Source organism: Streptomyces sp. SID14436, assembly GCF_010548465.1.
GTDB lineage: Bacteria > Actinomycetota > Actinomycetes > Streptomycetales > Streptomycetaceae > Streptomyces.
Genome location: NZ_JAAGMD010000049.1, coordinates 1 through 10781, shown reverse-complemented (window position 1 = coordinate 10781; position 10781 = coordinate 1). Strand labels below are relative to the sequence as shown.

The following is a 10781-nucleotide window of genomic DNA, read 5'->3' as shown; positions in this document are numbered from 1 at the left end:
GGCCGGGGCGGACCGCGGGCGGCCCGCCGCGGCGCGGGCCCCGGCGTCCGGCACCGGGAGACCACCCTGGAGACCGTCCGGATCCTCCTCGGCGCCCGCACCGTGAGCACCTCCCGGCTGGTGTGCGCCGCCCTGCTGGAGCAGGACCCCGCGCAGAGCGACCGGCTCGGCGAGCTGTGGGCGGGCCTGCTGGGCAACCGCCCCCGCCGGGGAGAGGCCCTGCGCACCCTGCACGCCACCCTGCACGACCTGACCGCGGTCAGCACCGACGCCGACGCGGTGGCCGCACGGTTCGGCCGCTCCGTCGGACGCGCCCTCAGCCCCCTGGAACGGCCGCACCTGGCCAGCGCCCTGCGGCTGTCCGCGCGGCGCCCCGACCGGGCCACGACCGCCCTCACCGACACGTTCCTTACCGCCGTACTGAGCACGGAGGACTGACAGGTATGGCCGAGAACTATCCCCTCGTCGAGCAACGCGAGTACGGGCGGCCGGACAAGCGCGTCGGCTGGCCCACCAGGCGCCCCGTGCGGGACGACAACGACATCCCCCGGATCGCACCCCACCAGGTGCGCGTCTACCGGGTGGGCGACGACTACATCGAGGACCCCGGCATGCTGCGCCCCGACGACCCGGTCGTCACCCGGGCCGGCTCGGTCACGGTCGTCGACCGGCGCATCGAGGTGCCGGTGGGCGTGGAGACCCGCATCCCGTCCCGCGAGGCGGGCGAGTTCACCCTGCGGATCACCTTCTACTGCACGGTGACGGACGCCTGCGCCGTCGTCCGGGACGGCGTCACCGACCTGGAGGCCCTGCTGCTCGGCCACCTCCGCGACGTGCCGGGGCTCACCGAGGACGGACACGACCTGCCCATCGACGGGTCCGCCACCGTACGGGACCGCATCGACGCCCGCCTGACCGCGTACCACGAGATGCGGCCCGCCCCGCTGTCCGGCCTGCGGGTCCGCTGCGGACTCGTCGAGGTCCGCACCCCGGCCGAACACGCCGAGGACGTCGCCCGGCTGGAACTCGAGCGGCACCAGGCGGAGCGCGACCGGCTGAGGGAGGAGATGCAGCAGGAGGCGGACCTGCGGCGCTCCGTGCTGGAGGCCGAACTGGAGCTGCGGCGCGAGGAACTGCGCAGCACCGGCGCCCTGCACAAGGAACACTTCCGGCAGGACGAGGAACTGAAGAAGGAGCACGGCCGGCAGAAGTTCGAGAGCCTGCGCGCCCGGTTCACCCGCGAGTCCGAGAGCGACAGCCAGCGGCACGACCTCACCCTGCGCGCCGAACGCAACCGCTTCAACCGCGACGAACTCACGTCGGACTTCACCCTCATCGGCAACGACCCGCTGCTCGCCGACTTCAACGCCTGGCGGCAGGGTGACATCACCGCCGACGAGCTGTCGAACCGGCTCCGCGAGGCCGAGAACCGCCGCGACGAACTGGAGGACAGGCGGGGGCGGACCCGGTTCGAGGACGAGCTCAAGAAGCGCTCCCTCGACCGGGAGGAGGCGCACTGGCGCATCGAACGCAAGGACCGGCGCAAGGAACTCGACCGCCAGGCCCGCCGCGATGCGGCCGCCGCCAGGCAGCACGAGGACGACCGCCGCTTCGACCTGGAGCTGGAGGACCGCCGGCACAGGCGTCAGGAGGAACGCGAGGACGCGCAGCTGCTGCGCGAGGAGCGCCGGGAACAGCGCCGGGAGAACCTGGCCGCCTGGACCGCCCTGAGCAAGCAGGCCTTCGACCGCGGCCTGTTCGACGGCCAGTTGACGGACCCCAGCGCGCACATCAACCGCATCCAGGACATCACCTACGACCAGGTCCGTCCCACGGCGCCCGACCCCGACGCGGCCGGCCGGCCCATCCCCGGCGCGGCCCCCCGCAGCATCCCCCACCAGCTCCACGAGACCGACGGCCGCGCCGGCCGGGACGGCACGGACGGCGACCCCGGCCGCTCCCCCGACCCCGACGCGCATCCGGAGCAGGACGACTGGGACCTCGGAGGCACCGACGCGGAGGCGAACCTTGGCCACTGACACGCCCCTGCGCCCGGACACCGGCAGCGTCCCCTCCCACGACGACCGCGGGTCCGCCCGCCCGGCACCCCGCGCGACCGGCCCCGGCACGCGCCTGCGCCGCCTCATCGGCATCGACGAGTCGCTGCTGGACTGGGTCCCGGAGGAACGCACCCGCTACACCTGGTACGGCGCCCTCGTCCTCAACACGGCCCTGGTCGCCGCCGTGTCCATGGCCCTCGCACTGGGCAGCTTCCGCTCGGACCTGCCGGTGGTGGCGGTGCTGGCGGCCGCGGCCGTCTGGTTCTGGGTCATCCTGGCGATGGACAGCTGGCTGGTGTCCAGCACCCACGGCACCAAGGTCAAGAAGTGGTCGCTGACGCTGCGCCTGGTCCTGTCCGTCCTGCTCGGCCTGTTCATCGCCGAGCCGATCCTCTTCCAGATCTTCGACAAGGAGATCCGCCAGGAGATCGCCGTCGGCAGGGAGCAGGAGGTCGCCGACTACCGGGGCATGCTCGTCGCCTGCAACCCGACCGACGGCGCGTCCACCGTGCACCGCCCCGAGTGCGGCCGCCACCAGCTCAAGGTGGCCGGTTCGCCGGCCGAGCTGACCAACCAGATCGAGGCCGACAAGGCCGCCATGGAGACCCTGCAGAGCCAGGTCACCGAGATCAACGAGAAGCTCGACGCCAAGATGGCCACCGAGCGGCGCCAGTGCGGACCCGACCGGTGGATCCGCCGCGGCGGCGGCTGGGACGTGACGATCACCTGCGAACGGGCCCGCAACGACTCGTCGTCGTACCGCAGGACCAGCAAGATCGACACCTACGAGAAGCAGCTCGCCGGGATGCGGGAGAAGGGCCAGACCCTGGAGGGCAGGAAGAACCGGGCCGCGGACGCCTACCAGCCCCTGCTGCAGAAGGCCATCGACACCAAGACCGCCGCCCGGGCGGCCGACCTCGACTCCGACGGCATCCTCACCCGCGCCCACGCCCTGCGCAAGGTCGCCGAGTCGGACGGCTTCGCCCTCTTCATCACCGTCGTCCTGCACCTGCTCCTGGTGGCCCTGGACGCCCTCCCCGTCCTCGCCAAGTTCATGAGCGGCGCGACCGAGTACGACCGCGTGCTCGGCGTCCGCTTCGACGTCACCCGCCGCCTGCACACCGAGGAACTCCAGGTCGAGCAGGCCTGCGCCCGCATGGAACACGAGGTCCGCCGCCACCACGTCGAACACGACACCACCGACCGCATGCGCCGCACCGAACACACCTACCGACGCGCCCAGGCAGAACGCGCCGCCCAGGAACGAAAGGAACTGGAGATGCGCATGGCCACCATCCTGCAAGCCAGCTCCACCTGACCCGCCGGAGACCGGGGCGGGGGCCGCCCACTCCCGACGGGCCGGGGCGAACCCGGGGGGCGCCTCACCCCGGCCGGTCGCCCCGCCCCTGCCGCTGACCGGCCGGCTCGCCCGGAGACGTCACTCCGTCTCCTCCGGCGGATCCTCGCCCTCCAGCAGGCGTTCCGCGGTGTCGTCCGCCCATTCCTGGGCCCAGCGGCGGATCGCGGCGGCCGTCGGCGGGTCGATGCCGTGGGCGTGGAACTCGGCGTCGTCGAGCCAGTCCGTGCCGGTGAGGCGGGACTGGAGGTCGGTGAGGTCGAACGTGTCGGGGGCGTGACGGCGTCCGAGTTCCTCCAGCTCCGGACGGCTCCACAGCCGGGCGGCGGCGTGCACGTCGATGAGGTCGCGCGGCAGGCCGCGGTCCGCCAGTGACCGGACCGTCGTCCCGACGAGGTCCTCCAGGGACAGTGTGGGCCCGGCAGCCGTCTGCACGGGCGGCCGCCACAGGACCTCTTTGCGCAGGTCGGCCCGGCACTCGGTGCCGGAGGCGGGATCCCGGGCCAGCAACCGGGCGCCGAGGGGATCGGCCTCCGCCACCGTGACCGTCCAGCCGCGCCGCTCCAGCCCGTCCCGCACGGCGTCGGCGATCTCCGGCATCCCGGCCGGGTGCTCGGTGGCCGCGTCGACGCCCCCGGTGAGCCGGTCCACCAGGCCGTGCGCCCGGACCGCGTCCCCGCCGGCCAGGACGAGCGCGTACGGCGCCCCGACCGCCAGGACGTCGGCCCGCAGCCGCTCGTGCACGGGGTTCGTCCTGACTACCGGAGAGGCCATGGCCCGATTATCGTCCGCCCCCGCCGGCCGGATCGGACGACGGGGGCGGACGGGTGAGCGCGGCGTCCCGGGCTACGCCTTGCGCGCGACCCCGCAGAAGGCGTCGACCGCCTTGTCCTCCTCCTCGCCGGCGTCGGCGTCGGGCCGCCACTCCGGCACCCGCACGATGCCCGGCTCGACCAGGTCCAGCCCGTCGAACAGCCCGGTGATCTCCTCGACGCTGCGCACGTGGTACGGCACCGCACCGCTCGCGTTGTAGGCGTTGGAGGCCGCGATCATGCCCTCGCTGGTCGCGGTGCTGTCGGAGATCACCAGGTGGCTGCCGGAGGGGAGCCCCGCCATGAGGCGGCGGACGAGATCACGGGCCTGCTCGTAGTCGGAGACGTGGCCCAGGGTGTTGAGGATCACCAGGCCGACGGGCTGCGACAGGTCCAGGGTCTGCGCGGCGGCCCGCAGGACGGACTCCGGGTCGTACAGGTCGGCGTCCAGGTACGCGGTCTGCCCCTCGGGCGTGCTGGTCAGCAGCGCGTTGGCGTGGGCGAGGACGATGGGGTCGTTGTCGACGTAGACGATCCGTGCGTCGGGTGCGGCGCGCTGGGCCACCTCGTGGGTGTTGTTGGCGGTCGGCAGGCCCGTGCCGATGTCCAGGAACTGCCGCACCCCCTGCTCGGCGACCAGGAAGCGGACGGCTCGCCCGAGGAAGAGACGGCTGGAGTGCGCGACGTCGACCAGCCCGGGGAAGATGTCCTTGATCTGCTCGCCGATCTCCCGGTCGACCTTGTAGTGGTCCTTGCCGCCGACGAAGTAGTTCCAGAAGCGGGCCGAGTGCGGCCTGCTCGTATCGATCCGGGCACGTGTCCCGAAACCGGCACTGTCCTGGGCGATGTCCTCCGACACGGCTGGGCCTCCTACGCGTTGAGCGGTGAACAGTGCGACCAACCTACGTCAAAGCGGCTTCCACGGACCCCAGTTGACGGCTGCTCCGCCGGGTTCCGGGGGTGTCGCTGTGCCGTGTGTCGGGACGGGCGGGTGTCGCGCTCACGTCAGTGCGGCTGGGTAAGTTGGAGCCCGATCACTGCCCTTCCAGGCCACGGGGGTCTGCCGGAGGAGCAGGGTCAGGAAGGACCGCCATGACCAAACGGTCCGGTAAGGACAGTACGGCCTGCCCGCATCGGAGCCCGGGCCACGACCCGGGGTTCGGCGTGCGACGGCTGGAGGCCCTGACCGAGCGGGAGAAGGAAGTCCTCCTGCTGCTCGGTACGGGCGTGGGGAACCGAGAGCTGGCAAGGGAGTTGGGAATCGCCGAACGGACGGTGAAGGCACACATCGCGCACATCGTGGAGAAGACCGGCCTGGAGACGCGTACGCAGGCCGCCATCGTGTCGGCGCTGGCCCATGACGCGCTGTGCTCCGATCACGCGTGCCCGCGTGACGTGGTGACGGACGGTCAGGGTCAGCTCCGGACCACTGCCGCGTAGGGAGGACGCAGGACGACACCGCCTTGCGTCCGCATCGCACCGCACCTTGCCGCACCACGCGGTGCACCCGCGGACGCAAGGCGGCCCCGGGCCCGGCTCCGGGCGTCCTGGTGCGGTCCGTGCCGCGCCGGCCGTACGGAGGCAGCGAAGCTGTACCCGGGTACGCGAGAAAGGGAGCGGCTGAGGGCTCCGGGCGTGTCGAGGGGGAGGCCGGGCTCGCTCACCCGAGCCTGCGCGGGCGCCGTCGTCCGGCGCGCCCGCCGTCCCGGGTGTCCGCCGTGCCGCGGGTGTCCGCCGTGCCGGGTGTCCGTCGGCGTGGCGGCCGACGGACACGACCGGCCGGGAGCCCGTCGGGGTGCCGACGGGGAAGGGTGGGCGGGTCCGGTCGCCGGGGTGTTCCCGTCGGCGACGCCGTCCGGGCCGCTGGGGCGGCTGGGGCCGCTGGGGCCACTACGGCCTGTGGGGCCGGTGGGGCCGTGGGGCCACTACTGGCCTGTAGGGCCTGTAGGGCCGGTGGGGCCGCTGAGGACGGCTTCAGGAGCCGTTCCGGCCGTTCCGGCCGTTCCCGCCGGTGCGACCGGTGCGGCCGTGGCCCGTCCGTCCCCGCGGTCGTCCGCCGGAGCGCGGGGCCGCCGGCGGAGGGGTCGAGAACTCCTCCTCGTCCGGGAAGTCCGCCGGGAAGTCCGTCAGGTCCGGGGCCTGGAAGGGGTCCGTGGCGGGCACCGGTGAGGTCCCGACGGCGTTGCTGGGCGTCCCCTCCGGATCGGAGAAGAGCAGGGTCGATTCGATGAAGGGTCTCCCATTCGGTACAGGCCCCCGAAGGGCCTGGGCGTGCCGTGACCGGGCACAGCGGTGTCGCCGCCCGTCGATGTCCCGGTACGCGGCGTGACGGCTCGGCCGTCGTCGCTGCAGCGCGCTACAGCTTGGTCATCTTGTTGTACGGGCTGAGGATCCGCTCCTGTCGCGAGCCGAAATCCACGAGCGCCGCGATGCCGTCCTCGATGCCGAGTACCCGGCCGAGACCGTACATGTCGTGTGTGACCTGATCGCCCACCGTGAAGTGCTTGGGTGGCGGCGCGACCGGGGCCTTGAAGGGGCTGGTGGGCAGATAACGCTTCGATGCACCTGGCTTAGTCATTGTCACCAGTATGCGCCCGGGCATGCCGCCGTGGTGAGGCCGATCCGGTTGCTTGTTGGTCACAGGCGGCGCGGAAGGAGCCCGGCACGGACCCGCGCGGCGGCGGAACGGGCGCCGAGGAGCGGGCCCCGGCCGGGCCCGCCCTCAGCGGCGCAGACGGGTGTTGAGCAGGGCCGCCCGGCGGGTCAGATGGTCGCGTTCGGCCAGGTCGGGCGCCATGCGGGCGGCCTCCGCGTACAGCCGCGCGGCCGGCGCGAGGTCGCCGTCCCGCTCGTGGAGGTACGCCGCCACGGCGGTGTGCCGCGGCAGCGAGTCGTCCAGTTCCGCGAGCGCGGCCAGCCCGGCGCGCGGTCCGTCGGCCTCACCGACGGCGACCGCACGGTTGAGCCGGACGACGGGATTGTCGGTCAGGCGTACGAGCTCGTCGTACCACTCGACGATCTGCACCCAGTCCGTCTCCTCGGCGCGGGGCGCGTCCGCGTGGAGGGCGGCGACGGCGGCCTGGGCCTGGAACTCGCCCAGCCGGTCCCGGGCGAGGGCCGCCTGGAGGATCGCGACACCCTCCGCGATCATGCGCGTGTCCCACCGGCCGCGGTCCTGCTCGGCGAGCGGCACCAGCGCGCCGTCGGGCGCGGTCCGGGCGGCGCGCCGGGCGTGGTGCAGCAGCATCAGGGCGAGCAGCCCCGCCACCTCCGGGTGGTCGACCTGGGCCGCGAGCTGCCGGGTGAGCCGGATGGCCTCGGCGGCGAGGTCGACGTCACCGGAGTAGCCCTCGTTGAACACCAGGTACAGGACCCGCAGCACGGTGGCGACGTCGCCGGGCCGGTCGAACCGCACACCGGAGACGGTGCGCTTGGCCCGGCTGATCCGCTGCGCCATGGTCGCCTCGGGCACCAGGTAGGCCCGGGCGATCTGCCGCGTGGTGAGCCCGCCCACGGCCCGCAGGGTGAGCGCGACCGCGGACGACGGGGTCAGCGAGGGGTGGGCGCACAGGAAGTACAGCTGGAGCGTGTCGTCCGCGGCGGGCACCGGCCCCGGCGCCGGTTCCTCCTCGACGAGGTCCTCGCGCCGCCGGCGGGCGGTGTCCGCGCGGGCGGCGTCGAGGAACTTCCGCCAGGCCACCGTGACCAGCCAGCCCTTCGGCTCGCGCGGAGGGTCGGCCGGCCACACGCGCACCGCCTCGACCAGCGCGTCCTGCACGGCGTCCTCGGCCGCCGCGAAGTCCGCTCCACGGCGGACGAGGGCGGCGAGGACGCCCGGCGTGAGGGCCCGGAGCGCGGCCTCGTCCATGGCCCCTCCTTCCGGTCACTCCGAGATGGTGGGCGGCGCGGTCATGAACGGGCGCAGTTCCAGCCACTCGTGGATCGGCTTCCCGCCCGCCCCCGGGGCGGCCGACAGTTCCCCGGCCAGTTCGAGGGCGCGCTCGTAGCTGTCGACGTCGATCACCATCCAGCCGGCGATGACGTCCTTCGTCTCGGCGAACGGCCCGTCGGTCACGGGCGGGCGCCCCTCACCGTCGTACCGGACCCAGGTGCCCTCGGGCGCCAGCGCCTGGGCGTCGACGAACTCGCCGGTCTGCTCCAGCCGGGTCGCGAAGTCGTGCATGTACTGCATGTGCGCCGAGATCTCCTCCGGCGTCCACTGCTCCATGGGCACGTCGTTGGCCGGGGCCGGGGCACCGCGGTAGTGCTTCAGCAGCAGGTACTTGGCCATGATCTGTCTCCTCGGTCCTCAGACGCCCATTGTGGGTCGCCTTCACCCCGAGGACGGAGCGGACCACGCGTTCTCGACATCGCCGCGGGACATCTTTTCCGGCCGCTTTCTTTCCCGGCCCGCGCCTCACGGCGGCGGATCAGTCCTCTCCTCGGGAGATCTGTCCTTTCCTCGGTGGATCAGACCTCTCCTCGGCGGATCAGTCCTCGCCCCCGGGACGGGCCGAGCGCTGGGAGACCGGCGGTTCGGACGGTTCCCGCCACGAGCGTCTGGCCTTGTGCCAGGCCTCGAACAGTTCGGGCAGCTGGCGGAGCAGGGAAACGGCGAGCATGACGCACAGTCCCAGAAAGCCGAAGACGGCCAGTGCGAGCAGAGTGACGGAATTCCAGTCCACGAGGCGGGTGTCCCTTCCCGCGAGATCGGATCATCGGGACCCACTTGTTCCGCCCGCCGCGCAGACGGAAACAACGGCTCCCTCGCCTTTCCTGGAGGTTAGGGTGGTGGCAAGTTGAATACAAGTCCTGGAGACAAGGCAGTTGACGGCAGTGTGTCACCGGCAGGCACACCAGCACGTCGTGAACCTCGTGTCACTGCCCTTTCCTCTGGGGGAACGGTTCTTCGCGGATCTGCGCCGCGGGCTTCCCTTGACCGACCGTCATATGGACAATGGCGGGCTTATGCATTCAAGGAATGAAGGAATGTGCGCCAAGTGCGCGGTCTGCACCCGGAAGGCATTCCATCACTTGTAGTCAAGATCCCCGTCGGCCGGGAGGAGCGGGGCACACGGCGGGGGAGCCGGGTGCCCGGCCGACGGCCGTTCCCGCCTCCCCCGCCCTCACGGTCACAGCGTGAGCAGTGCCCGATGAGCCACACCGTTGTCCGTCAGCGGCCGCACGGCCAGCCGGACCAGAGCCAGCGCGTTGTCGTCCCCGGCGATCCGGTTGACGCTGAGCTCGCCGCAGGACCGGCACTGGTGGATGAGCATCCACTCACCGTCCGGCCGGGTCGACACCCCAAGCGCCTCCATCCGGCCGCGGCAGTCGGACGCCCGGTCGCCGGGCACCCTGCGGTCGGCGTGGAGGCTGACCAGGCAGCTCGGACAGTGGTTGCGGTGCGCGGTGCCCGGGGCGTCCATGGACACCTCCAGGCGGCAGCCGGCGCAGCGGAATCCGTCCGCCTGCCGTCCGTCCCGGCCGCGCGGGACGCGCTTCGGCCGCTGGGCGCGTCGCATACGGCCGTCCCCGGCACCGGAGCGGGTACGTCGTGGCATCTGTCGTCGTCCCTCTTCCCGCGCCGTCACAGCGTGCCGAACGCTTCGAGCGGGAACGGCGGTTGGGCGAGCGGCCGTACCGCCATGCGCATCAGGACGAGCTGGTTGTCGTCCGCGCAGACGGGGTTGGAGGTCAGCTCGTCGCAGCGCACGCAGCGGTGCACCACCCGCCATTCGCCGGTGCGCAGCACGGCGATGGCGATCGGGGACATCCGCCCGTGGCACTCACTCAGCCCGCCCTCGACGTGGTCGAGGACGTGGCGGGAGTGCAGGCAGGACGGACAGTGGTTGCGCTGCTGCCCGTCGGACGCGGTGACAGACACGGTCAGACCGCACCACGCGCAGGCGAAGGTGGCGATCCTCAGAGTGTTGTGGGCGTTGTTCTGGGACACCCGGAATGCTCCTTGCTGAAAAATCGGTCACGACAGCAAGAGCAGGCCGAGCGGCCTCGCCGAGGGGAACCGCGCGCGTACGACGGCTCGGCTCACGGGAGCCGTGCGGGAAGGCTGACGCGCGCGGAAGCGAGCACGAAGACGCGCCACCGCACAGGGCCGGCGGACAGCCGGACGACTATGCGGTGCGGCGAGGCGCACTCGGCACGGGCCGGGTCATAAAACACCCCTTCAGGGTCACCGCGCGAAGCGGAACGAAGCGAGAACCCGCAGGCTAACAAGGGCACCTCGGCGCACGTCAACGCATTTATCCGGGGTTGGCCGGCGTGGTCCTGCGCAGTCGCCGCGGCGGTCGGCGTGGTCCTGCGGGGTTGCGGCGGTGGTCGGCGTGGTCCTGCGGGGTTGCGGCGGTGGTCGGGGTGGTCCTGCGCAGTTGCCGCGGCGGTCGGCGTGGTCCTGCGGGGGTTGCCGCGGTGGCCGACGTATCCCCGCGCAGTCACCGCGGCGGCCGGCCCGTCCCCGCGCAGTCACCGCGGCAGGCCGGCCTGGCCCGGCGGCTGCCCGATGAGGCCGGCGAGGTGCCGCAGTCGCGCGGCGGT

11 protein-coding genes and 1 pseudogene are annotated in these 10781 nt (G+C 72.7%); 4 read left to right on the top strand and 8 right to left on the bottom strand.

Annotated features, from left to right (window positions below; genetic code table 11):
• From G3I53_RS01725 to G3I53_RS01715, 3 genes and pseudogenes are all read left to right on the top strand, one after another.
• Positions 1 to 438, top strand: a pseudogene (locus tag G3I53_RS01725) (hypothetical protein); the annotation flags it as partial.
• Between the two features lie 5 nt (positions 439 to 443).
• Complete coding sequence (locus G3I53_RS01720) at positions 444 to 2039, top strand: hypothetical protein (RefSeq protein WP_164337198.1); 1596 nt, start codon at positions 444 to 446, stop codon at positions 2037 to 2039.
• Positions 2029 to 3378 carry a DUF4407 domain-containing protein gene (locus tag G3I53_RS01715; RefSeq protein ID WP_164337199.1) on the top strand — a complete coding sequence of 450 codons (1350 nt, stop codon included), beginning with the start codon at positions 2029 to 2031 and terminating at the stop codon, positions 3376 to 3378. The genes G3I53_RS01720 and G3I53_RS01715 overlap by 11 nt, the downstream gene beginning before the upstream one ends.
• Before the next feature lie 120 nt (positions 3379 to 3498).
• Here the strand turns inward: G3I53_RS01715 and G3I53_RS01710 are convergent, their stop codons facing one another.
• Positions 3499 to 4191 (bottom strand): nucleotidyl transferase AbiEii/AbiGii toxin family protein, encoded by a 693-nt coding sequence (locus G3I53_RS01710; RefSeq protein ID WP_164337200.1) that lies wholly within the window; start codon positions 4189 to 4191, stop codon positions 3499 to 3501.
• A 72-nt stretch (positions 4192 to 4263) separates the two neighbouring features.
• Positions 4264 to 5088 carry an SAM-dependent methyltransferase gene (locus G3I53_RS01705; protein WP_164337201.1) on the bottom strand — a complete coding sequence of 275 codons (825 nt, stop codon included), beginning with the start codon at positions 5086 to 5088 and terminating at the stop codon, positions 4264 to 4266.
• Positions 5089 to 5321: 233 nt separating this feature from the next.
• Here G3I53_RS01705 and G3I53_RS01700 point away from each other — a divergent pair, with 233 nt between their 5' ends.
• Complete coding sequence (locus G3I53_RS01700) at positions 5322 to 5669, top strand: helix-turn-helix transcriptional regulator (RefSeq protein ID WP_164337202.1); 348 nt, start codon at positions 5322 to 5324, stop codon at positions 5667 to 5669.
• Between the two features lie 916 nt (positions 5670 to 6585).
• Here G3I53_RS01700 and G3I53_RS01695 read toward each other — a convergent pair.
• The 6 genes from G3I53_RS01695 to G3I53_RS01670 form a co-directional block, all read right to left on the bottom strand.
• On the bottom strand, positions 6586 to 6807 hold the full coding sequence (locus G3I53_RS01695; protein WP_164337203.1) for a hypothetical protein: 222 nt from the start codon (positions 6805 to 6807) through the stop codon (positions 6586 to 6588).
• 144 nt (positions 6808 to 6951) lie between these two features.
• Positions 6952 to 8097: a DUF6596 domain-containing protein gene (locus tag G3I53_RS01690; RefSeq protein WP_164437960.1), complete on the bottom strand. Its 1146-nt coding sequence runs from the start codon at positions 8095 to 8097 to the stop codon at positions 6952 to 6954.
• A gap of 15 nt (positions 8098 to 8112) precedes the next feature.
• A complete protein-coding gene (locus tag G3I53_RS01685) occupies positions 8113 to 8520 on the bottom strand; it encodes a YciI family protein (RefSeq protein ID WP_164335005.1) in 408 nt (135 codons plus the stop codon).
• Positions 8521 to 8719: 199 nt separating this feature from the next.
• Entirely contained in the window at positions 8720 to 8914 is a 195-nt protein-coding gene (locus tag G3I53_RS01680) for a hypothetical protein (RefSeq protein WP_164335006.1), read from the bottom strand.
• A 447-nt stretch (positions 8915 to 9361) separates the two neighbouring features.
• The gene (locus G3I53_RS01675; protein WP_164335008.1) at positions 9362 to 9790 is read right to left on the bottom strand and encodes an RNHCP domain-containing protein; all 429 of its coding nucleotides are present in this window, start codon (positions 9788 to 9790) and stop codon (positions 9362 to 9364) included.
• 26 nt (positions 9791 to 9816) lie between these two features.
• Positions 9817 to 10182, bottom strand: a complete 366-nt coding sequence (locus G3I53_RS01670; RefSeq protein ID WP_164335010.1) for an RNHCP domain-containing protein — start codon at positions 10180 to 10182, stop codon at positions 9817 to 9819.
• Positions 10183 to 10781: the final 599 nt, after the last annotated feature.